General features: G+C 71.7%; 16 protein-coding genes and 1 tRNA gene. 10 read left to right on the top strand and 7 right to left on the bottom strand.

The features are described 5' to 3' along the window. Nucleotides 1–251: 251 nt before the first annotated feature. The 5 genes from HHX40_RS30260 (at nucleotide 252) to HHX40_RS30240 (ending at nucleotide 8,406) form a co-directional block, all read left to right on the top strand. Entirely contained in the window at nucleotides 252–1,469 is a 1,218-nt protein-coding gene (locus HHX40_RS30260; RefSeq protein WP_220499750.1) for a glycosyltransferase family 2 protein, read from the top strand. After that, complete coding sequence (locus HHX40_RS37985; protein ID WP_182883310.1) at nucleotides 1,470–3,788, top strand: right-handed parallel beta-helix repeat-containing protein; 2,319 nt, start codon at nucleotides 1,470–1,472, stop codon at nucleotides 3,786–3,788. Further along, nucleotides 3,785–5,746, top strand: coding sequence for a right-handed parallel beta-helix repeat-containing protein (locus HHX40_RS30250; protein ID WP_182883309.1), 1,962 nt, complete (start codon nucleotides 3,785–3,787; stop codon nucleotides 5,744–5,746). Before HHX40_RS37985 ends, HHX40_RS30250 begins: the two co-directional genes overlap by 4 nt. A 3-nt stretch (nucleotides 5,747–5,749) precedes the next feature. After that, nucleotides 5,750–6,952: a NosD domain-containing protein gene (locus HHX40_RS30245; protein WP_220499749.1), complete on the top strand. Its 1,203-nt coding sequence runs from the start codon at nucleotides 5,750–5,752 to the stop codon at nucleotides 6,950–6,952. Nucleotides 6,953–7,074: 122 nt separating this feature from the next. Then, nucleotides 7,075–8,406, top strand: coding sequence for a UDP-glucose dehydrogenase family protein (locus HHX40_RS30240; RefSeq protein WP_111701387.1), 1,332 nt, complete (start codon nucleotides 7,075–7,077; stop codon nucleotides 8,404–8,406). Between the two features lie 51 nt (nucleotides 8,407–8,457). On the opposite strand, the gene pth is transcribed toward HHX40_RS30240, so the two are convergent. Then, nucleotides 8,458–9,069, bottom strand: coding sequence for an aminoacyl-tRNA hydrolase (pth, locus tag HHX40_RS30235; RefSeq protein ID WP_182883308.1), 612 nt, complete (start codon nucleotides 9,067–9,069; stop codon nucleotides 8,458–8,460). Between the two features lie 79 nt (nucleotides 9,070–9,148). Further along, the gene (locus tag HHX40_RS30230) at nucleotides 9,149–9,748 is read right to left on the bottom strand and encodes a 50S ribosomal protein L25/general stress protein Ctc (RefSeq protein WP_182875598.1); all 600 of its coding nucleotides are present in this window, start codon (nucleotides 9,746–9,748) and stop codon (nucleotides 9,149–9,151) included. A gap of 285 nt (nucleotides 9,749–10,033) precedes the next feature. Between HHX40_RS30230 and trpS the strand changes: the two genes are divergently transcribed. Beyond that, nucleotides 10,034–11,122, top strand: a complete 1,089-nt coding sequence (trpS, locus tag HHX40_RS30225) for a tryptophan--tRNA ligase (RefSeq protein WP_182883307.1) — start codon at nucleotides 10,034–10,036, stop codon at nucleotides 11,120–11,122. 58 nt (nucleotides 11,123–11,180) lie between these two features. On the opposite strand, the gene HHX40_RS30220 is transcribed toward trpS, so the two are convergent. The 3 genes from HHX40_RS30220 to HHX40_RS30210 all read right to left on the bottom strand — a co-directional run bounded on the left by HHX40_RS30220 (nucleotide 11,181) and on the right by HHX40_RS30210 (nucleotide 14,108). Continuing rightward, nucleotides 11,181–12,158, bottom strand: coding sequence for a ribose-phosphate diphosphokinase (locus tag HHX40_RS30220; protein WP_182875596.1), 978 nt, complete (start codon nucleotides 12,156–12,158; stop codon nucleotides 11,181–11,183). 233 nt (nucleotides 12,159–12,391) lie between these two features. Beyond that, on the bottom strand, nucleotides 12,392–13,867 hold the full coding sequence (gene glmU, locus HHX40_RS30215; protein ID WP_182883306.1) for a bifunctional UDP-N-acetylglucosamine diphosphorylase/glucosamine-1-phosphate N-acetyltransferase GlmU: 1,476 nt from the start codon (nucleotides 13,865–13,867) through the stop codon (nucleotides 12,392–12,394). 167 nt (nucleotides 13,868–14,034) lie between these two features. After that, nucleotides 14,035–14,108: transfer RNA gene (locus HHX40_RS30210), tRNA-Gln, on the bottom strand. A 438-nt stretch (nucleotides 14,109–14,546) separates the two neighbouring features. Here HHX40_RS30210 and HHX40_RS30205 point away from each other — a divergent pair. From HHX40_RS30205 to HHX40_RS30190, 4 genes are all read left to right on the top strand, one after another. Next, nucleotides 14,547–15,485, top strand: a complete 939-nt coding sequence (locus HHX40_RS30205) for an acyl-CoA desaturase (protein WP_182883305.1) — start codon at nucleotides 14,547–14,549, stop codon at nucleotides 15,483–15,485. A gap of 184 nt (nucleotides 15,486–15,669) precedes the next feature. After that, nucleotides 15,670–16,686 (top strand): TetR family transcriptional regulator, encoded by a 1,017-nt coding sequence (locus HHX40_RS30200; protein ID WP_182883304.1) that lies wholly within the window; start codon nucleotides 15,670–15,672, stop codon nucleotides 16,684–16,686. Between the two features lie 125 nt (nucleotides 16,687–16,811). Then, nucleotides 16,812–18,908 carry an RNA degradosome polyphosphate kinase gene (locus HHX40_RS30195; protein ID WP_182883303.1) on the top strand — a complete coding sequence of 699 codons (2,097 nt, stop codon included), beginning with the start codon at nucleotides 16,812–16,814 and terminating at the stop codon, nucleotides 18,906–18,908. Nucleotides 18,909–18,937: 29 nt separating this feature from the next. Then, the gene (locus HHX40_RS30190; protein ID WP_182883302.1) at nucleotides 18,938–19,807 is read left to right on the top strand and encodes an NUDIX hydrolase; all 870 of its coding nucleotides are present in this window, start codon (nucleotides 18,938–18,940) and stop codon (nucleotides 19,805–19,807) included. A 12-nt stretch (nucleotides 19,808–19,819) separates the two neighbouring features. Here the strand turns inward: HHX40_RS30190 and HHX40_RS37980 are convergent, their stop codons facing one another. Both HHX40_RS37980 and HHX40_RS30180 read right to left on the bottom strand, forming a co-directional pair. Next, a complete protein-coding gene (locus HHX40_RS37980; RefSeq protein ID WP_182883301.1) occupies nucleotides 19,820–21,280 on the bottom strand; it encodes a CYTH and CHAD domain-containing protein in 1,461 nt (486 codons plus the stop codon). Between the two features lie 109 nt (nucleotides 21,281–21,389). Next, entirely contained in the window at nucleotides 21,390–22,148 is a 759-nt protein-coding gene (locus tag HHX40_RS30180) for a trans-aconitate 2-methyltransferase (RefSeq protein ID WP_182883300.1), read from the bottom strand. Nucleotides 22,149–22,187: the final 39 nt, after the last annotated feature.

The raw sequence follows: 22,187 nt of genomic DNA, 5'->3' as shown, positions 1-22,187 counted from the left end.
TCGTGCGGACATATTTAGTTACCTGCAAGTTTACTTCGCGTCACCTCATAAGCCCCATCTGCCCTTGATGAAACACATTTCACTCTGATAACAGATGGATCGTTCCAGTCAAGCCAGGCATATCGCCACGTATCTTCTCTACCTGTCGCCAAGCGAGCAGGTCGCCCCACGCACGTGGGCAGGCGGATAAATGTCGGGGAGGATCCGTGGGGTCAGATTCGAATTGGCTCGATACCGCCTATGAATGGCTGGTGCGCACCGGAACGGATGGTTCCTGGCGCAATCTGATCCCGCTGGGCCTGGCCGGACTGCTCGTGTGGGGACTGTGGATCTATCGGGTGGTGCTGTCCCGGCTGGCCAGGCCGATCGTGAACGGCTACCGGACGACGGTCTCCGTGGTGGTCCCGTCCTATCGCGAGGATCCCGAGATCCTGGTGCGCTGCCTGGAGAGCTGGCTGGCCCAGGACCCGCTCGAAGTGATCATCGTCGTCGACGTGGGCGACACCGAGTGCCACGCCAAGCTCGCGAAGGTGGAGGACCCCCGGCTGCACGTCCTCATCTACGAGCACGCGGGCAAGCGCTCCGCACTGGGAGTCGGCATCCGGGCCGCGCAGGGCGAGGTCGTGGTCTTCGCCGACTCCGACACGTGGTGGCAGCCCGGCCTGCTCGACGCCGTGCAGATGCCCTTCGAGGACCCGGCCGTCGGCGGCGTGGGCACCCAGCAGAACGTCTACCAGCGGACCACCAGCGTCTGGCGGCGCGTCGCCGACTGGCTGGTCAACCTCCGCTACTACGACTACGTGCCGGCGATGGGCAGCAGGGGCGGCGTGGCCTGCCTGTCCGGCCGTACGGCGGCCTACCGCCGCGCGGCCATCCTCCCGGTGGTCCAGCACCTGGAGAACGAGTTCTTCCTCGGCCGCCGCTGCATCGCCGGTGACGACGGCCGGCTCACCTGGCTGGTCCTCGCCTCCGGCTACAAGACGGTGCACCAGTCGACCGCGCGGGCCATATCGATGTTCCCCTCCTCCTTCCGCGCCTTCGTCAAGCAGCGCGTCCGGTGGAGCCGCAACTCCTACCGTTGCTACCTCACCGCCCTGTGGAAGGGGTGGCTGTGGAAGACGCCGCTGGTGACCAAGGTGACCGTGCTGCAGATCCTGCTCACCCCGGTGACCATGGGCATCACGCTGGCCTACCTGTTCTTCAGCAGGCTCCAGCCCACCCTGCCGAGCATCGCGCTCGCCGTCGGCTGGGTGCTCCTCAGCCGGGGCGTCCGCGGCTGGTCGCACCTGCGCCGCCACCCCGGGGAGATCTGGCTCCTGCCGCTGGTCTGCCTGGTGGTCATCATGATCGCGCTGCCGATCAAGCTGTACGCGTTCGTCACCATGAACAAGCAGGGATGGCTGACCCGCTCGTCCAACCAGATGGGCGGGGCGGGCCAGACCGCGGCCACCCTCAAGGGGGTGGCCTGAGTGAGGCGGTCGCTGCCCGCTCTTCTGACGGCGGCGGCCCTCACGCTCGGCACGGGCGGCGCGGCGGCCGCGGCCACCCCCGTACGCGGCGGGCTAGCGGCGGCCGCGGAGCCGACGCCGGTGGATCTCGTGGACCCGGCGGCGCCCCCGTCCGACCGGGAGAACAGCCCGGCTCCCTCGCCCGATCCGACGCCGACCGAGACCTCCCGCCCGTCCCCCACCCCCAAGCGGAGCCCGTCGTCCCGCCCCACCCGCTCGTCCGCCCGGTCTCCCGAGGCCACCCGTACGCCGGGGACCGGCACGGCCGGGACGGCGCGGCCGGTTCCTTCGGGTGGCCAGAGCCTGCCGACTCCCACGCGGGAGGAGCCGAAGGAGGAAGAGGAGCCGCCACCGCCGCTGGAGAAGGCGGTCATGGCCGACGACGAGACGTTGAAGGCCGGCCTGATCTCCGCCGACGCCGAGGCGCAGGCGCGGCTGGTGGACGTCGAGGACCAGCGCATCATCCAGACCCGGGCCGCGCTCACGGCCCTTCTGCAGGCCGGCGGCATCGCCGCGGCCCAGCGCAAGCGGCCCCAGGTCTTCGTCTCGGCGTACGGCAGGACCCTGGTGCTGCCCGCGCGCAACGACACCACGGCCCCCTACACGCTGCGTGACATCGCGGCGGTGGAGAAGGGCCGTTACCTGCGGCGGATGAAGGACGGCTCCTACCTGCTCGGCGTGCAGGTCTTCGTGGCCGACGGGGCGAGCCTGCAGTTGCGCGGGCCGCTGACGCTGCGGATGGGCAGCCTGCCGGGGTCGTTCAGCTCGATCATCTCGTTCGGCGGCGACATCGACATCAAGGGCACCGCCGCCAAGCCGGTCCGGATCACCAGCTGGGACGTGCGCACGCGCAAGCCCGACCTGACCACCACCGACGGCCGCGCCTACATCAGGGCGGTCGGCGGCAAGTTCGAGATGTCGTACGCCGAGGTCTCCGACCTCGGCTTCTGGAGCGGCCGCACCGGGGGCATCGCGCTCACCGGCACCGAGCGGCCGGCGAGCGTCTACCGGCACCGCACCAAGACGCAGCGGCACCAGGACAAGGCTGAGCGCCTGTCCAAGGCCGGCAGCCAGCGGGGCGGGAGCAGCTTCGGCGACGTGGAGACCATCCCGATCGGCCCCGGCACGGCGACGCACGTGCTCGCCGACGACCTGGTGTCCGGGTCGATCAGGCACAGCGTCATCACCGGCAACGCGTACGGGCTGTTCGTCTCGGGGTCGAACCAGACGCAGATCGTCGACGACGAGATCAGGGACAGCCTGGCGCACGGCGTCTTCCTGCACCGCTTCGTGAACAGCGCGACCGTCCAGTCGACCAAGGTGATCGGCAGCGGCGGCGACGGCTTCGTGCTGTCGCGGGCGACCGAGAAGGTGCAGATCACCGACTGCCTCGCGGAGCGCAACGGCCGCAACGGCTTCACGCTCAACGGGCAGGCCCTCGCGCAGGGCCCGTCCGCGAGCGGCGAGTCGCTGGCCGTCTACGGCGACAACTCGGTCAACGACAGCGTCGCCCGCGACAACGGGAGGTACGGCGTCGAGGTGCTCGGCGGCAGCCGCCTGTCCGTCTACACCAGCGAGATCACCGGTGGCGACATGGGGATCGTGGTCCGCGAGGGCGCCAGCGAGGTGCAGATCTCCGGCAACAGGCTGTCCGGCCAGGCCCGGCAGGGCATCGCGCTGCGCGACGGCGCGACCGCCGGCCACGTGGCCGGGAACACGATCACGGACACCCTGACCGGGATCTACCTGCGCGACTCCAACGCCAAGGTGGTGGGAAACAAGATCACGACCCTGGTGAAGCCCCGGGCCCACGGGATCACCATGGTCGGCGACGTCGGCGCCACCGAGATCACCCGCAACACCGTCATCGGCTCGGGCACCAGCGCGATCAGCGTCTCGCGGTCCGCCCACCGGGTGAACGAGCACGACAACGTCGAGGACGCCTGGCACGACACCTCGACGTTCTGGGTCAAGGCCAAGCGTTACGTCAAGCCGATGAACCTGATCTGGGCCGCGGTCATCCTCCTGGTCATCGTGTCGGCGCTGCGGTCGCGCCAGGCGGGAGCCGATCGCCGGCGGCGCCGTTCCGCGATCGGCGACCCCTACGCGCGCCAGCGGGTGCTGGAGGAGCGGCCCGTCCTCGCGCTGCGTCCCGCCGGGGCCGCGCCGGCCCGCTCCGCGTACGGCGGGGACCGGCCACGGCACCGCGAGCCGTCGCTGCCGATCCACCATCCGGCCCCGGCCCCGGCCGCGCCCGCGACGGGAGGCCTGACGTCATGAGCGACACCCCCCGGCCCCGCAGCCGCGCCCTGCTCATGATCCTGGTGCTGGGCCTGGTCGCCGCCTGCACCTGGGCGTACCTCGCCTACACCGACGGAGCCGAGCCCCCGCCCGCGATCAACGACGTGCCCCAGGCGGAGGCCCAGCAGCAGTCGACGCTGGTCGACCAGGAGTCGCTGCGGGTCATGCAGACCCGGGCGACGCTGTCCTCGGCGCTCGCGCGGGGCGGGCCGGCCGCGGCGCAGGCCCGGGTGCCGCACATCTCCAGTTCGGCCAACGGCCAGACGCTGGTGCTGCCCCAGCGGCGTGACCCGTACCGCATCGCCGACCTGGAGCGCCTCGGCCTGGAGCAGTTCCAGAAGCAGTCGGACGGCTCCTTCGTGCTCGGCATCAACGTGTTCCTCGGCCCCGGGGCCAAGCTGGTGCTGCAGAACGCGCAGGGCCCGCTCGTGATCCGGATGCGCAGCGAACCCGGCGCCTTCGTCTCGATCGTGGGCTTCGACGCGAGCATCCGGGTCAACGGCTCGGCCCAGAACCCGGTGCGGATCACCAGCTGGAACCCCCACACCAGGACGGCGGACACACAGGTCTCCGACGGCCGCGCGTACCTGCGGGCCATCGGCGGAGAGCTCAGGATGAGCCACGCCCGGGTCGAGTACCTCGGCTTCTGGAGCGGCCCGACCGGCGGCCTGGCGCTGACGGGCACCGACCGGCCCGCCGAGACCGCCGAGCGGATCCCCGTACGCCCGGGCGTGGCGGCCACCGCCGCTCCCGGCACCTCGGGGTCCGGCAGGAAGCCGGCCGACAGGGAGGACGCCGAGCGGAAGACGCTCCTGCCCAACGGCCTGCTCGTGCCGAGCCGGGGCGGCGACGACGAGGTCGAGATCACCGACAGCGCGGGCGGCAGCAAGGTCGCCTACCAGATGCCCCAGGCCAACCTGGTCACCGGTGAGATCAGTGACACCTCGGTCGTCGGCAACGCGTACGGCGTCTTCATCAGCGCGTCGGACCAGACCCGCATCACCAACGTCACGATCGGCGACAGCCTGATCCACGGCGTGCTGCTGCACCGGTTCGCGCGCAACGCCTCCATCGAGAACACCACCGTGACCGGCAGCCGGGGCGACGGGTTCGTGCTGTCCCGGGGGACGCAGAACGTCACGATCACGGGATCGACGGCCGAACGCAACGCGGGCAACGGTTTCACGATCAGCGGCCTCCCGCTGGCCCAGGGCCCCTCCGCGTCCGGCGAGTCCCTGCGCAGCTTCGGCGGCGACTCGCTGCTCAGCAGCGCCGCCCGCGACAACGGCCGGTACGGCGTGGAGGTGCAGGGCGGCATCCGGCCGGTCGTGCAGACCACCGAGGTCGTCGGCGGGGAGATGGGCATCGTCGTGAGCAAGGACGCCACCGGCGCGCAGGTCTCCGGCAACCGGGTCAGGGGCCAGAGCAGTCAGGGCATCGTGCTGCGCGACGGGGTCGTGTCGGCCCGCGTCAGCGGCAACATCGTCAGGGAGGTCCCGACCGCGATCTACGTCAGGAACTCCCGGGTCACGGTCACGGCCAACACCGTGCAGTCGGCCTCGCTGCACGCGATCTCCGTGCTCGGCGCGGCCGGGGGCAGCGAGATCACCGGCAACACCCTGGGCGGCGCCGGCCGCAGCGCGCTGGACACCGCCCGGGCTACCGGGTCGCTGACCGTCGCGCGGAACAACACCGGCGGCTGGCAGGACACGGCCGGCTTCTGGACCATGGTCAAGCGGATCGCCAAGCCGATGAACCTGATCTGGTTCGGCGTGATCCTCCTGATCGTGATCGCCGCGATCCGGGCGCTGAACGGCGACGGCCCCCGGGCCGGCCGCCGCTTCGTCGACCCGTACGAGAAGCAGGCGGTGCTGGAGGAACGTCCGGCCAGCGAGCTGCGGACCGCCGCCGTCGCGGCCGCCGGGAAGGGGGACTGAGCGGTGGACCGCTACATCGACCGCAGGACCCTGGTGGGGATGCTCGTCGGGGCGGCCCTCACGATAGTCGTCGTGGTGCTGCTGCGCGGGCTGTTCGGCGGGGGCTCGGAGCCCCCCGTCGAGGACATCCGCCCGGTGGGCGGGAACACCCAGCCCCCGGGGGCGATGGACGACGGCTCCCAGGACCTCCAGAACTCCCGGCCGGACGACGGCGGGAAGGACGAGGACCAGGACGCGCCGCTGGACGGGGACGAGGCGGTGCCGTTCGTCCCGACGCAGGACCCGCCCGCCGTCCCGGTCCCCGAGGGACCGGGGAAGATCGACTGCCCCGAGGCCACGGTGACGGTCGGCGACGCGGCCGGGCTGACCGAGGCGCTGAAGACCGCCGAGCCGGGCGCGGTGATCACGCTGGAGCCCGGCGTGTACGTCGGCAGGTTCGTGGCGACGGTCTCCGGCACCGCCTCCGAGCCGATCTTCGTCTGCGGCCCGGCCGACGCGGTCCTCGACGGCGGCGGGGTGAAGAAGGGCTACGCCTTCCACCTCAACCAGGTGAGCCACTGGCGGTTGATCGGCTTCGACGTCCGCAACGGCCAGAAGGGCGTGATGGCCGACCAGACCTCACACACGATCGTCCAGGGCCTGACCGTCCACGACATCGGGGACGAGGCCATCCACCTGCGCAACTTCAGCAGCGACAACACCGTGCAGTACAACACGGTCTACGCGACCGGCCTGCGCCGCGAGAGGTACGGCGAGGGCGTCTACCTCGGCACCGCCGAGAGCAACTGGGCGTCCTTCTCCGGCGGGAAGATGGACCGCAGCGACCGCAACGTCGTGCGCGGCAACGTCATCCGCGCCACCGCCGAGGCCGTGGACGTCAAGGAGGGCACCTCCGACGGCCGGATCGTCGGCAACGTCTTCGACGGCTCCACCCTGGGCGGGTCCAAGCACAACGACTCCTGGGTGGACGTCAAGGGCAACGGCTACGTCATCGAGCGCAACACCGGCAGCGGCACCAGCGAGGACGGCTTCCAGACCCACAGGATCGTGGACGGCTGGGGCACCGGAAACGTGTTCCGGGCCAACGTCATCGACCTCGGCGGCTCGGGCGGCTACGGCGTCAACGACACCGCCGGCGGCAACACGATCTCCTGCGACAACAAGGTCACCGGCGGAGCGCTGACCAAGAAGGGCGGCTGTTCCTGACCACGGCCCGGCGGAACCCCCGCCGGAGACCGACTCTCCGGCCGTCCGGCACACCCCGCCGGCGGTCACCAGGCACCGAGTCCGCCGGACGGCGACTCGCCGACACTCATTGGGATACTGACATGAGCGACGCCGAACTCCCCCGGCTGACGGTGATCGGGACCGGTTACCTCGGGGCGACACACGCCATCTGCATGGCCTCGCTGGGCTACGACGTGGTCGGGCTCGACGTGGACCCCGGGAAGATCCGCAAACTGCAGTCCGGGGAGGTGCCGTTCTTCGAGCCGGGCCTGCCCGAACTGCTGGCCAAGACCCTGGAGTCGGGACGGCTCCGGTTCACCACCTCCTACGCCGAGGCCGCCGAGCACGGCGACGTCCACTTCATCTGCGTGGGCACCCCCCAGCAGCCCGGCCTGGACGCCTGCGACCTCAGCTACGTCGACGCCGCCGTCCGGGGCCTGGCCCAGCACCTGACCCGGCGCTGCCTGGTCGTCGGCAAGTCGACCGTGCCGGTCGGCACCGCGGCCCGGCTGAGCGGCCTGCTGACCGAACTGGCCCCGGCCGGCGAGGAGGTGGAGCTGGCCTGGAACCCCGAGTTCCTGCGTGAGGGCTTCGCCGTCGACGACACGCTGCGGCCCGACCGGCTCGTCTTCGGCGTCGCCACGGAGTGGGCGCGGGAGCGGCTGGCCGCGGCGTTCGCGCCGATCCTCGACCTCGGCACCCCGACCGTGGTCACCGACCTCGCCACCGCCGAACTGGTCAAGGTCGCCGCCAACTCCTTCCTGGCCACCAAGATCTCCTACATCAACGCGATGGCCGAGATCTGCGAGGCCACCGGGGCCGACGTACACGACCTGGCGCAGGCCCTCGCCTACGACGACCGGATCGGCGGCCGCTTCCTCCAGCCCGGTCTCGGGTTCGGCGGCGGCTGCCTGCCCAAGGACATCCGGGCCTTCGCCCACCGGGCCGAGGAGATCGGCGTCGGCCAGGCCGTGTCCTTCCTGCGGGAGGTCGACGCCATCAACCGGCGCCGGCGCTCCCGCACGATCGACCTGGTCAGGGAGCTGCTCGGCGGTCACCTCAACGGCCAGCGGGTGGCCTGCCTCGGCGCCGCCTTCAAGCCCAACTCCGACGACATCAGGGACGCCCCGGCGCTCGATGTGGCCCGGACGATGCACGGCCTGGGCGCCAACGTACGGGTCTACGACCCGGCGGCGCTGGACAACGCCCGTCGCACCTACCCGGAGCTCAGGTACGGCACCAGCGCGATGGACGTGGCCAGGGACGCGGACGTGGTGGTGCTGCTCACCGAGTGGGCCGAGTTCCGCGAGATCCAGCCCGAGGCGCTGGCGGAGGTCGTCGCGCACCGGCGGATCGTGGACGGCCGGCACGCCCTCGACCGGGACACCTGGCGGGCGGCGGGCTGGGAGTACCGCGCCCTCGGCCGCCCCTGAAACTCCGTGGGTCACCCCCGCCGGGAGCCTCGCGCTCCCGGCGGCGGGACCTCAGCGGGGCGGCTTGGCCGGGTTGAGGTCGCCGGCGTGGAACCGGTTCTGCGTCGCCTCCAGGCCCGCCGTCATCAGCGACTCCACCATGTCGGCGGCCCGGTCCACCAGGAACGGCAGGTCCTTGCGCTCGGCCGTGGCGAAGTCGCGCAGCACGAACGCCGCCGGGTCCATCCGGCCCGGCGGGCGGCCGATGCCGAACCGGATGCGCGGGTAGTCGCGCGTGCCGAGCGACTTCGTGATCGACTTCAGGCCGTTGTGCCCGTTGTCGCCGCCGCCGAGCTTCGCCCGCAGCGCGCCGTACGGGATGTCCAGCTCGTCGTGGACCACGGCGACCCGGTCAGGTGTGACCTTGTAGAAGTCGGCCAGCGCCTTGACCGGCCCGCCGGACAGGTTCATGAAGGACAGCGGCTTGGCCAGCACCACGGGCAGCGCGGCCAGACGGCCCTCGACCACCTCGGCCCGCGACCGGTGCGCCTTGAACCGCCCGCCCACCCGGGCCGCCAGCTCGTCGAGCACCATGAAGCCCGCGTTGTGGCGGTTCCCGGCGTACTCCGGCCCGGGGTTGCCCAGGCCCACGACCAGCCACCGCTCCGCGGCCGTGTCGGACATCGCTGTCTCCTCCACCGTCTCCACATATGGAAGAGTCCTCCGCGGGACACCCCGCGGAGGACTCTCTCACGAATCGGTCCTACTCGGCGGCCTCGGCGGTCTCGCCCTCGGCGGCGGCCTCGCCCTCCTCGGGCAGCCCGGCCGACGGAGCGCCGATCACGTGCAGCACCAGGGCCTCGGGGTCGCCGGCCAGCGTCGTGCCCTCCGGCAGCTTCAGGTCGCCCGCGAGCACCGTGTAGCCCTCTTCCTTGCCGTCCACGTCGATCTCGACGCCGGTCGGGATGTGGGTCGCCTCGGCCTCGACCGAGAGCGTGTTCAGCGGCTGGTCGACGATGGCGCTGCCGACCGTCTCGCCGACGACGGTGACCGGGATCTCGACGGTGACCTTCTCGCCCCGCTTGACCAGGAGCAGGTCGACGTGCTCCAGGAAGCCCTTGATCGGGTCGCGCTGGACGCCCTTGGGCAGCGCGATCTCGTCCACGCCCTCACCGTGCAGGCGGATGAGCACGTTGGGCGTGCGCAGCGCGAGCAGCAGCTCGTGGCCGGGGAGGGTCAGGTGCTTGGTGTCGGTGCCGTGGCCGTAGAGGACGGCGGGAACCTTGTTCGCCCGGCGGATCTTGCGGGCGGCGCCCTTGCCGAACTCGTCGCGGAGCTCGGCGGCGATGCGTACTTCGGACACGGCACATCTCCTAGGGATGTTCGACGGATGACGCGCTCCCCCTCACCCGCCCTAGCGGAAGGCGTTACGAGCGCAACCCCCTCACCTTATCGCGTCTCCCGTAGTGGCCAGGTGGCCGTTAGAGTGGCGGGATGCAACGTACGTCGTGTCAGGGCTGGTGGCGCTCCGGGTAGGAGCGGCCATCTCACGCGTACGACCGGGCCGTTCGGATGGACGGCCCTTTTTCGTGCTCCCTGGACGAGGGGTCGCCACCGGCGGCGGACCACCTGCCAAGGGAGAGATCACATGACGACCACTCTGGACAGCGGCCCGTCCGACGACCTCGGCGTGGCGGGCGCGCGACGGCGCGGCGCCGAGCTGGAGAGATCGATACGGGAGCGGCCCGGGACGTTCCGGGCGCTGACCGGGGACCGGCCGACCGGCCGGCTGCATCTGGGGCACTACTTCGGCACCCTGCAGAACCGCGTCCGCCTGCAGAACCTGGGCGTGGAGATGATGGTGCTCGTCGCGGACTACCAGGTCCTGACCGACCGGGACGTCGCCGACCGGCTCACCGAGCGCGTGGAGGACCTGGTGCTCGACTACCTGGCCGCGGGCCTCGACCCCGGCCGGGCCACGATCTTCACGCACAGCGCCGTGCCCGCGCTCAACCAGCTGCTCCTGCCGTTCCTCAGCCTGGTCTCGGTCGCGGAGCTGGGCCGCAACCCCACGGTCAAGGACGAGATCGCCCACTCTCGGCAGTCGGCGGTCAGCGGGCTGATGTTCACCTATCCCGTGCACCAGGCGGCCGACATCCTGTTCTGCAAGGCCGGAATCGTCCCGGTCGGGCAGGACCAGCTGCCCCACCTGGAGGTCGCCCGCATCATCGCGCGCCGCTTCAACAACCGCTACGGCACCCCCTCGAACCCGGTGTTCCCCGAGCCCGAGGCGCTGCTGTCAGCGGCGCCCCTGCTGCTCGGGACCGACGGCGCCAAGATGAGCAAGAGCCGGGGCAACGCCGTCGCCCTGGCCGCGACCGCCGACGAGACCGCCCGGCTGATCCGCGGCGCGAAGACCGACGCCGAGCGCCACATCACCTACGACCCGGTCGCCCGGCCCGAGGTGTCCAGCCTCGTCCTCCTGGCCGCGCTGTGCCTCGGCCGGGACCCGCACGAGGTCGCCGCCGGGATCGGCGGCCGGGGGGCCGCCGCGCTGAAGGCGCTGGTCACCGACGCGATCAACGACCACTTCGCGCCGCTGCGGGCACGGCGGGCCGAACTCGCCGGGGATCGCGGCCACGTCCGCCGGGTGCTCCGCGACGGCAACGCACGCGCCGCCGCCGTCGCCGCCGCGACCCTCGCGGAGGTGCGTACGGCGATGGGCGCCGTCTACTGACCACCGCTCCCAGGCGAACTGCGCGGGCCCCCGGGTACGTCCGGGGGTCCCGAGCGGGTCAGGCGTCGCCCTCGAAGAGGCTGGTGACGGAGCCGTCGGTGAAGACCTCGGTGATGGCCCGGGCGATCAGCGGGGCGATCGACATCACCGTGAGGCTGTCGAACCTCTTCTCCTCCTCGATGGGCAGCGTGTTGGTCACGACCACCTCGGAGATCCGGGAGTTCTTCAGACGGTCCACGGCGGGCCCGGAGAACACCGCGTGGGTGGCGGCCACGATGACGTCGGTCGCGCCGTGCTCGTACAGGGCGTCGGCCGCCTTGCAGATCGAGCCGCCGGTGTCGATCATGTCGTCGATCAGCACGCAGGTCCGGCCGTGGACCTTGCCGACCACCTCGTGCACCTTCACCTGGTTCGCCACGTCGAGGTCGCGCCGCTTGTGGATGAACGCCACCGGGGTGCCCAGGGTGTCGGACCAGCGCTCGGCGAGCCGCACGCGGCCGGTGTCGGGCGAGACGATCGTGGTCGTCGCCGGGTCGAGCTTGCCACGCAGGTAGTTGATCAGCACGGGCATCGCGAACAGGTGGTCCACCGGACCGTCGAAGAAGCCCTGGATCTGCGAGGTGTGCAGGTCGATGGACATCATCCGGTCGGCGCCCGCCTGCTTGAACAGGTCGGCCACCAGCCGGGCGGTGATCGGCTCCCGGCCGCGGCCCTTCTTGTCCTGGCGGGCGTAGCCGTAGAACGGCATGATCACGGTGATCCGCTTGGCCGAGGCCCGCTTGAGCGCGTCCACCATGATCAGCTGTTCCATGATCCACTGGTTGATCGGCGCGGTGTGGCTCTGCATCACGAAGGCGTCGCAGCCGCGCACCGACTCCAGGTAGCGCACGTAGATCTCGCCGCTCGCGAAGTCGCGCAGCGCGGTCGGCGTGATCTCGACACCGAGGGCCTTCGCGACCTCCTCGGCGAGCTCGGGGTGGGCCCGGCCGGAGAAGAACATGAGGTTCCGCTCGCCGGTCGTCTTCTTGCCGCTCATGCCGCGCTCCTCGCGTGTCGAGCCTGTCGGCCGTGCCGGGCCTGCTGTGGCCGGGCCGGCCGGTCCGCGGTGCCCTCGCCTCGCCCGGGGCCCGCGAACCCCTTCGCCCCGTCGATGTGGTCGGTCACGGTGTCCTCCTGGCCTGGCCCTTCGGCGCTACGCGGTCGGGCAACCGCGCCTCGTACTCTTCCTGTCCCCGCGCGGCACGCTGGGGCGCGTGCCGTGGGTGGTCCTTACCGCGCGGCGGTGTCCCCGCCGTCCTGCTCGGGCGCGCCGCTCTCCGGGGCGGCCAGCGCCCGCCGGGCCGCCTCGTCGGACGGGGTGCCGCCCCTGCGGCGCGCCACCCAGCCCTCGATGTTGCGCTGCCTGCCGCGGGCGACCGCCATCGCCCCGGGCGGCACGTCGGACGTGATCACCGAGCCGGCGGCGGTGTAGGCGCCGTCGCCGATCGTGACCGGTGCCACGAGCATGTTGTCGCTGCCCACGCGGACGTGGTCGCCCACCACGGTGTGGTGCTTGCCCACGCCGTCGTAGTTGACGAAGACGCAGGCGGCGCCGATGTTCGAGCCGGTGCCGATCGTCGCGTCGCCGACGTACGTGAGGTGCGGGACCTTGGAGCCCTCGCCGATCCGCGCGTTCTTGGTCTCGACGTACGCGCCGATCTTGCCGCCCCGCCCGAGCACGGTGCCGGGGCGCAGGTAGGCGAACGGGCCCACGGTGGCGCCGGCGCCGATCTCCGCACCGTCGGCCACGGTGTTGCGCACGACGGCCTCCTCGCCGACGACGGTGTCGGTCAGCGTGCTGCCCGGCCCCACCTCGGCCCCCGCCCCGATCCTCGTGGCGCCCCTGAGCTGGGTGCCGGGATGGATCACGACGTCGGGCTCCATGACGACGCCGGCGTCCACCCACGTGCCGGCCGGGTCGACGACGGTGACCCCGGCGCGCATGTGCGCCTCCAGGATGCGGTCGTTGAGCACCCGCCGCACGAAGGCGAGCTGGACGCGGTCGTTGACGCCCTCGACCTCCGCGTGGTCGGCGGCGACGTGGGCGCCGACCCGGTGGCCGTCCTCGCGGAGGATGGCCAGCACGTCGGTCAGATACTCCTCGCCCTGGGCGTTGGCGGCGCCGATCCGGCGCAGGCCGTCGGCCAGCAGCGCGCCGTCGAAGGCGTACACGCCCGAGTTCATCTCGCTGATCGCGCGCTGCTCGGGGGACGCGTCCTTCTCCTCGACGATCTCCAGCACCGCGCCGCTCCCGTCGCGCACGATGCGGCCGTAGCCGGTGGGGTCGGGGACCACGGCGGTCAGCACGGTGACGGCGTTGCCGTCGGCGGCGTGCCGCTCCAGCAGCGCCGCCAGGGTCTCGGCGCGCAGCAGCGGCGTGTCGCCGTACGTCACCAGGATGGTGCCCTCGATCGGGCCCTCGGCCTCCAGCGCGGTGCGCACGGCGTGGCCGGTGCCGTTCCGCTTCTCCTGCACGACCGTGCGGGCGTCCGGCGCGGTCTCCGCCAGGTGGGGACCGACCTGTTCGCGCGCGTGGCCGATGACGACGACCAGCCGTTCGGGGGCGAGGCCGCGGGCGGCGGCGAGCATGTGGTCCACGAGCGCACGGCCGCAGACTTCGTGGAGGACCTTGGGGGTTTTCGACTTCATCCGGGTGCCCTCGCCGGCGGCGAGGACGATCACGGCTGCCGGGCGCGGCACACTCACGGACTGAGGCTCCCTCGGCGTCGCGGCTTACTACACACGAAACGTGGCGCGGCTTCCATGCGTCCACTACCCCGGAACCGCACGGTCACCCGCTCGACAAGGTGAGCTTACCTGCCGTCCCCCGAGTGGGAACCAGGCCCCCCGGAGCGCACGGCGAACGGACGGGCTGGCTCCCGGGGGAGGATTCGAACCTCCGTTGACAGAACCAAAATCTGTAGTCTTGCCCCTAGACGACCCGGGAATGGGCCAAAGCCCCGTTTGTCCGATTCCAACAGGCGCCGGAATCCGACCTCAGGATACAGAGCCGACCCCTCGCGCGCGCCCCCAAAAAGCGACGCCCATCGGCCCGGCCCACCCCGCCCGACCCCCCCAGCCGACCCCCTGCCCGGACCCGTGGTCCGCGACCGGAGCCGGACCACCCGACAGCGGGCCTCGGGATGTTATCTAAGCCACATTTCGGGCAGGGCGCCGTAGACCTCGCGCGGCCGGCGACGAGCCTCTGAGGTGGGGCATCGGGCTTTACCAGATTGCCGAGAGTTGGTGCAAGACGTGGATTCGCCACCAGATGTGGCCCCGCGCGTCACCTTCCACACATTCGCTCTTAGGGGTTCCTAACTTACGATGGCGTAAGTTACGGTCGCGTAGCCAGACAATCTTCCCAACACCCGTGAGGTAGCCCATGACCGTCGTCACCGACCGCGCCGCACCACAGCCGAAGCCGGACTTCGAACCGCAGGACAAGAGCAAGGCCGACTTGGTTGTCTTCGCGATCGTCGTCGGCGCGCCGATCCTGGCGGTCTTCGCCGCGGTGCCGTTCGCCTGGGGCTGGGGCCTGGGCTGGACGGACGTCGTGATCGCCGCGGTGTTCTACATCGTGTCCGGCCTGGGCGTCACCGTCGGATACCACCGCTACTTCACGCACGGATCGTTCAAGCCGAACCGGCCGCTGAAGATCGCCCTCGGCATCGCCGGCAGCCTCTCGCTGGAGATGTCCGTGCTCGACTGGGTGGCCGCCCACCGCAAGCACCACAAGTTCTCCGACAAGGAGGGCGACCCGCACTCGCCGTGGCGCTTCGGCCCCGGCTTCAAGTCCATGTGCAAGGGCCTGCTGTACGCCCACATCGGCTGGCTGTTCGAGTCCGAGCGGGTCAACCGCGCCAAGTACGCCCCGGACCTGATGAAGGACCCGGACGTGATGAAGCTGCACCGGGCCTTCCCGGCCCTGGCGATCACCTCCCTGCTGCTCCCGGCGATCCTGGGCGGCCTGATCACCTGGTCCTGGCAGGGCGCGGTGACCGCGTTCTTCTGGGGCACGGTCATCCGGATCGGCCTGCTGCACCACGTCACCTGGTCGATCAACTCCATCTGCCACGTCTTCGGCGAGGAGGTCTTCGAGTCGCGTGACAAGTCCCGCAACGTGTGGTGGCTGGCGATTCCCTCGTTCGGCGAGTCGTGGCACAACCTGCACCACTCGGACCCCACCTGCGCCCGGCACGGCGCGCTGAAGGGCCAGATCGACCTGAGCGCCGGCCTCATCCGCTGGTTCGAGAAGGCCGGCTGGGCCCGCGACGTGCGCTGGCCGACACCGGAGCGGCTGGCGGCGAAGCGCATTGCCTGACGTTCCCGTCGGCGCGGATGGCGGGGCCGCTTTCGCACAGGCGGCGGCCCTGTCTCCCACCACCTCTCCCATGACGTCCGTTCCGGTGACGTCCGCCGCGATGGCGTCCGCACCGGTGACGTCCGCACCGGCGCCGCTCCCCTTATCCGTCCCGGGCCGGGTTCCGGCCGGGGCAACCGCCATCATGGAACCTGTGACCGAGTCCTCCCGAACGCGAAGACGCATGACCGGCGCGGAGCGGCGCGAGCAGCTGATCCAGGTCGGCCGGGCCCTGTTCGCGGACAAGGGCTTCGACGGCACGTCGGTCGAGGAGATCGCGGCCAGCGCAAAGGTCTCCAAGCCCGTGGTGTACGAGCACTTCGGCGGCAAGGAGGGCATCTACGCCGTCGTGATCGACCGGGAGATGCAGCGCCTGCTGAGCCTGGTCACCCAGGCGCTCTCCGCCTCGCACGCCCGCGTCAAGCTGGAGCGCGCCGCGCTCGCCCTCCTGCAGTACATCGAGGAGAGCAGCGAGGGCTTCCGCATCCTGGTCCGCGACTCCCACGCCGCGTCGGGGACGGGCACCTTCGCCAGCCTGATCAGCGACATCGCGAGCCAGGTCGAGGACGTGCTCGCGGACGAGTTCAGGGAACGCGGCTACGACCCCAAGCTCGCGCCGATGTACGCGCAGATGCTCGTGGGGATGACCGCCCTCACCGGCCAGTGGTGGCTCGACGTGCGCAGGCCCGCCCGCGAGGAGGTCGCCGCCCACCTGGTGAACCTGTCCTGGAACGGCCTGAAGGGCCTCGACGCCAACCCCGGGCTCACCGGCGCGACCCGCGGGATGATCCTCACCCCCGCCGCCGAGACCCGTACGCCGCGGCCCACCGAGCGCGAGGTGAAGGAGCAGGAGAAGCTCCGCCGCGAGCAGGAGAAGGCCCGCGAACGCGAGCAGCGCGAACGCGCCAGGCAGCTCGAACGCCGCCAGCGCGAGCTGGAGAAGGCCAAGGAGCGCGAGCAGCGCGAGCGGTCCAGGGAGCTCGAACGGCAGCTCAAGGAGCAGGAGAAGCTCCGCCGCGAGCAGGAGAAGGCCCGCGAACGCGAGCAGCGCGAACGCGCCAAGGAGCTCGAACGCCGCCAGCGCGAGCTGGAGAAGGCCAAGGAGCGCGAGCAGCGCGAGCGGGGCCGGAGCCTCGAACGGCAGCAGCCCGGGGAGATCTGAGGGGCGCCCCCGCGAGACGACCGGCGGGACGGCCGGTGACATGGCCGGCGGAGGTGAACCGGCCTGACGGTTTCGTTGCTGCGAAGTTAACGTTCTGTTCAACGTAGTGGGGCATATTTCGTTATATGTCCGCCCAAAGCTCCCCCTCGCCTGAGCCGGAGGAGGCCGACCTCCCCGTGCCCGCCCCGCTGCCGCACGACCGGTTCCTCAATCGTGAGGAGAGCTGGCTCCAGTTCAACGAACGGGTCCTGGAGCTCGCGGAGGACCCCGCGGTGCCGCTGCTCGAACGGGTGCGGTTCCTCGCCATCTTCGCGAGCAACCTGGACGAGTTCTTCCGCGTACGGGTGGCCGGGCTGAAACGGCGGATGGCGACCGGGCTGCTGCTGCGGACGCCGGGCGGGCTCAAGCCGAGCGAGGCGCTGACCCGGATCGCGTCGGTCGCCGACGACCTCGCCCGCAGGCACGCGGCGGTCTTCCACGACCGGATCTGCCCGGAGCTGGCCGAGCAGGGCATCGCGATCGTCCGCTGGGACGACCTCGCGAGGGAGGAGCGGACGGCGCTGCGCAAGCTCTTCCGCGAGCGGATCCGGCCGGTCCTGACGCCGCTGGCCGTCGACCCCGCCCACCCGTTCCCGTACATCTCGGGGCTCTCGCTGAACCTGGCGGTCACCGTGCGCAACCCGGTGACGGGCCACACGGTGTTCGCGCGGGTGAAGGTGCCCTCACAGCTTCCCCGCTTCGTGAACGCGTCGAAGGACCGTTTCGTCCCGCTGGAGGACGTGATCGCGGCGCATCTGGGCGAGCTGTTCAAGGGCATGCAGGTGGTGCAGCACCACGTCTTCCGGGTCACCAGGAACGAGGACCTGGAGATCGACGAGGACGTCACGGAGAACCTGATGAAGGCGCTGGAGCGCGAGCTCCTGCGGCGCAGGTTCGGGCCGCCGGTGCGGCTGGAGGTCGAGGACACCATCACCCCCGAGGTGCTCGACCTGCTGGTCGACGAGCTGGGGGTGGGCGACCACGAGATCTACCGGCTGCCCGGCCCGCTCGACCTCACCGGGCTGCACGCCATCGCCGATCTCGACCGCCCCGAGCTCAGCTACCGGCCGTTCGTGCCGGCGGAGGCGGTGAGCATCGCGGACGACCTCTTCGCGACCCTGCGCGAGCACGACATCCTGGTGCACCACCCGTACGACTCGTTCGCGACGAGCGTGCAGCGGTTCGTGGAGGACGCGGCGGCCGACCCGGACGTGCTGGCCATCAAGCAGACGCTCTACCGCACCAGCGGCGACTCGCCCATCGTCGACGCGCTGATCGACGCGGCCGAGGCGGGCAAGCAGGTCGTGGTCGTGGTGGAGATCAAGGCGCGGTTCGACGAGCACGCGAACATCTCCTGGGCCCGCAAGCTGGAGACGGCCGGGTGCCACGTGGTCTACGGCGTGCTCGGCCTCAAGACGCACTGCAAGCTCGCCATGGTGGTCCGCCAGGAGGCGGGCGGCGAACTGCGGCGCTACTGCCACATCGGCACCGGGAACTACAACCCGAAGACGGCCCGGCAGTACGAGGACTTCGGCCTGCTCACCGCCGACCCGCAGGTCGGCGAGGACGTGACCGACCTGTTCATCCACCTGACCGGCTACTCCCACCAGTCCGACTACCGCAGGCTGCTGGTCGCGCCGGACTCGCTGCGCCAGGGCCTGCTCGACCGGATCGAGCAGGAGATCGCCCATCGCGCGGCCGGCCGCACGGCCCGCATCCGGATCAAGACGAACTCGATGGTGGACGAGCCGGTCATCGACGCGTTGTACCGCGCCTCGCAGGCGGGCGTGCCGGTGGACCTGTGGGTCCGCGGCATCTGCACGCTCCGGCCGGGTGTGCCGGGGTTGTCGGAGACCATCCGCGTACGCAGCGTGCTCGGCCGGTTCCTCGAACACTCCCGCGTGTTCGAGTTCGGCGGAGGACGGCGGCCGGAGATCTGGATCGGCAGCGCCGACCTGATGCGCCGCAACCTGGACCGGCGGGTCGAGGCGCTGGTCAAGGTCAGCAGCCCGGAGCACCGGAGGTACCTCGCCCACCTGCTCGACCTGGCGTTCGAGGACAACGCCACCGCCTGGACGCTGCACTCCGACGGCAAGTGGCTGCGCCACCGGGGCGAGACCGACCTCCAGCACCACCTGATCGCGAGCCGCCGCTGGCGGACCGTGGACGACGGTGCCGAGTGACGACGACCGGTGTGCTCAGGGAGGCCCGCGTGATCAGAGCGGCCGGCGCGGTCGTGTGGCGGGGCGAGGAGGCCGATCCGGAGATCGCGCTCGTCCACCGGCCGGCGTACGACGACTGGAGCCTGCCCAAGGGCAAGCTCAGGCACGGCGAGCACGTGATCGCCGCGGCGCTGCGCGAGGTACGGGAGGAGACCGGCCTCCGGGTCGTGCTCGGCCGCGCGCTCCCGCCCGTGCACTATCTGAAGGACGGCCGGCTCAAGCGGGTGGACTACTGGCTCGCCCGCGATCCCGGCGACGGGCGGGCTGCGGGCGGCGACGGCGAGGAGGTCGACGAGGTCGTCTGGCTGCCGATCGAGGAGGCGGCGCGGCGCCTCACCTACGGCTGGGACAGGCGCCTGCTGCGGGCCGTCGGCGCCGCGCCCCTCACGACCACCCCGTTGATCTTCCTGCGGCACGCTCTGGCGGGCTCCCGGCAGGAGTGGAAGGGCGACGACGACCACCGCCCGCTGGACGAGCGCGGTCTCGCCCAGGCCGAGATCCTGGCCACGGTGCTCGGGGCGTACCGGCCGGAGCGGCTCGTGAGCTCGCACAGCAGGCGCTGCACGCAGACGATCGGGCCGTACGCGGAACGGCACGGCCTGGAGGTGCGCGGGGAGAAGGCGCTGTCGGAGAGCGGCTACGACCCCCGGGAGGCGGAACGGCTGGTGCGCGATTCGCTCGCGGCGGCGGAGGCGGCGGTGCTGTGCAGCCACGGCAAGGTGCTGCCCGCACTGCTGGGCATGGCGGGCGAGGCGCTGCACCGCACGCGGTCCGCCGACCTCGCCCTCGCCAAGGGCGGCTTCGCCGTCCTCCACCACGCGGCCGGCCGGGCGGTCACGCTGGAGCGCTACGTCACCTGACCGGCCGGCGGATCACCCGGTGACGGAGGCCCAGACGGCGGGGAACTCCTCGTGGGCGCGGGCCGCCTCGGCGCTCTCGACGCCCGCGAGCACGCCGTAGGTGAAGGTGTCCTCCCCGGCCTCCCTCGCCCGGCCCGCCTCCTCCAGGAGCGTGTCCTGGGCGACCACGCCGTCCTGGTGGCGGCCGAGCACCTTCTGCACCTCCTTGGCCCGTTTGGCCGGCCCGGACAGGCCGGCCGCCTCCGCCGTGTAACGGGCGCGCTTGGCGGCCTTGCGCACCTCGTGCATGGCCGTCTCGCGCTCCTCGCCCTCCTCCGCCCGGAGGGCCGCGTCGTAGGCGTCGGCCACCCGCCGCCAGTTCCTGTCCACGATCTTCCGCAGCGCCTTGCCCGCGTCCTTGCCCGCCGCCGCCGTCAGCGGCGGGTCGGCCGCCAGCGCGTCGAGGGCGTCGAGCAGCGCGAAGTAACGCTCGCCGCCGAGCGCGGCCCGGATGCGGTCGTACGCCTCGTGTTCCCTGGCGAGCAGGTCGTCGCCCAGCCTGCGGCGCGCCTCGCCGGTGACGAGCCGGGGGTCGAGCGCGTCGAGGCGGGCGGCGAAGCGCGCCCGGATGACCTCCAGGTCACGGGCCTCGCCCAGCACCTCGCCGAGCCACTTCAGCTCCTCCTGCACGGATTCGGTCTCCACGACGATCCGCTTGAACGCCTTGAGCGCGCTGCGCAGCCGGCGGCAGGCCACCCTGGCCTGGTGCACGGCGTCCTCCCCGGCGAGCCGTACGCGCGGGTCCTGGGCGGCGAGCGCGGCGACCTGGGCGCGGAGGTAGCCGACGACGACCTCGCCGACGGAGCCCGGCTCGGGCCGGGTGGCCGGGCGCGGCGCGGGCAGGCGGTCGCCGAGGACCCGGGCGAGCTTGCTCCCGCCGGCGGCGGGGACGGCGCCCGCCCCGCGCAGCCGCTTGCCCACCTTCTTGAGGATCTCGCGGTCGCCCTCCTTGATCTCGGCCTCGACCTCCCGCCAGCGCCGCACCACCGGCTCGTCGCCGAGGACGGTGCCCTTGACCCGGTCGTCGGCGACCTCCACCAGTGGCGCGTCCCCGGGACCGAGCAGCAGCGCGATGGAACGGCGGGTCTCCAGCTGGGCCACCGGCGCCAGCGGGGCGCCCCGCGTGTACGCGAGGACGAGGCTCGCCAGCTCGGCGGGGACGGTCTTCGCGCTGCGCGTGAGCGGCCGGGTGATCTCCTCGCGGGCGCCCGCGGCCTTGGGCAGCTTGAGGTGCCAGCCCTCGTCGTCCCCGCCGCGCCGGCGCCGCAGCGTGACGCCCCGGGCGGCCAGGCGCAGGTCGGCGGTGTCGAAGTAGACCGCGGTCAGGCGGTGTGACAGCGGCTCCGCCACCCGCGCGCACCCCGGCACTCCGCCCAGGTCGGGCAGGGTGAAGTCGTCCTGGACGTCGAACTTGTCCTCGATCTCAAGCGCCACCGTTCCCCCAAGTGCCTCCCGGTCGGGCCGTCATAGTGCCACGCCAAAATGAACAGCTTTGCCCGCTTCGCTCGTCGGGGCGCTCACTCCGGATCGCTCGGGTGTGGCCTCATGAGCGGGCGACGGCGAAGATGCGGCGGAAAGGGAAGGGGGTGCCGTACGGGCGGGGAGGGTAGGCCTCCCGCAGGGCGCGCGCGCAGTCGGCGAGGAAGGCGGCGTGCCGCTCGGGCGGCAGCCGGTCGAGCATCGGCCGCAGCGCCGTGCCCTTGATCCAGTTCAGCACCGGGTCCTCCCCCGGCAGGACGTGGACATAGGTGGTCTCCCAGGCGTCCACCGTGAGGCCGAGACCGGCGAGCAGGTCCACGTACTCCTCGGGATCCCCCACCGTCGCGCCGCGCGGCACGTCGCCCAGCTCCGCCCGCCAGGTCGTACGGCACAGCTCGCGCACGACGGCGTGGCTCGGCGCGTCGAAGTTGCCGGGCATCTGGAAGGCGAGCCACCCGTCCTCGGCGAGCCAGCCCCTCCACCGGGCCAGCAGGTCGCGGCGCTCGGGGAGCCACTGCAGGAGCGCGTTCGAGACGATCACGTCGACCGGCCGCGACGGACGCCAGTCGCGTACGTCGGCCACCTCGAAATCGGGGCCCGGCGGCGCTTTGGCGATCATGGCGGGTGAGGCGTCCACGCCGTGGACCCGGGCGCCGGGCCAGCGGGCGAGGAGCGTCGCGGTGAGCTCCCCGGTGCCGCAGCCGAGGTCGACGACGTACTCGGGCGACCGGGCGCCCACCCGGCTGACAAGCTCGTGAAAGGGCCTTCCGCGTTCGGCCGCGTAACGCTCGTAGACCTCCGGGTCCCAGATGTCCGCAGGCATACCCACCTCCCGATTATCTTGATGTCAAGATAACTCGAT

This window comes from Microbispora sp. H10949, from assembly GCF_014161435.1.
Lineage (GTDB): Bacteria > Actinomycetota > Actinomycetes > Streptosporangiales > Streptosporangiaceae > Microbispora > Microbispora triticiradicis.
This window is presented reverse-complemented; position numbering and strand designations above follow the sequence as displayed.

Bases quoted from the DNA above. Each gene is read 5' to 3' on its own strand.
- HHX40_RS30250 (WP_182883309.1), top strand. From the start codon at position 3,785: ATGAGCGACACCCCCCGGCCCCGCAGCCGCGCCCTGCTCATGATCCTG.
- HHX40_RS30240 (WP_111701387.1), top strand. From the start codon at position 7,075: ATGAGCGACGCCGAACTCCCCCGGCTGACGGTGATCGGGACCGGTTAC.
- trpS (WP_182883307.1), top strand. From the start codon at position 10,034: ATGACGACCACTCTGGACAGCGGCCCGTCCGACGACCTCGGCGTGGCG.
- HHX40_RS30205 (WP_182883305.1), top strand. From the start codon at position 14,547: ATGACCGTCGTCACCGACCGCGCCGCACCACAGCCGAAGCCGGACTTC.
- pth (WP_182883308.1), bottom strand. From the start codon at position 9,069: ATGTCCGACACGGCCGCGGAGCGGTGGCTGGTCGTGGGCCTGGGCAAC.
- HHX40_RS30200 (WP_182883304.1), top strand. From the start codon at position 15,670: ATGGAACCTGTGACCGAGTCCTCCCGAACGCGAAGACGCATGACCGGC.
- HHX40_RS30220 (WP_182875596.1), bottom strand. From the start codon at position 12,158: ATGAGCGGCAAGAAGACGACCGGCGAGCGGAACCTCATGTTCTTCTCC.
- HHX40_RS30195 (WP_182883303.1), top strand. From the start codon at position 16,812: ATGTCCGCCCAAAGCTCCCCCTCGCCTGAGCCGGAGGAGGCCGACCTC.
- HHX40_RS30180 (WP_182883300.1), bottom strand. From the start codon at position 22,148: ATGCCTGCGGACATCTGGGACCCGGAGGTCTACGAGCGTTACGCGGCC.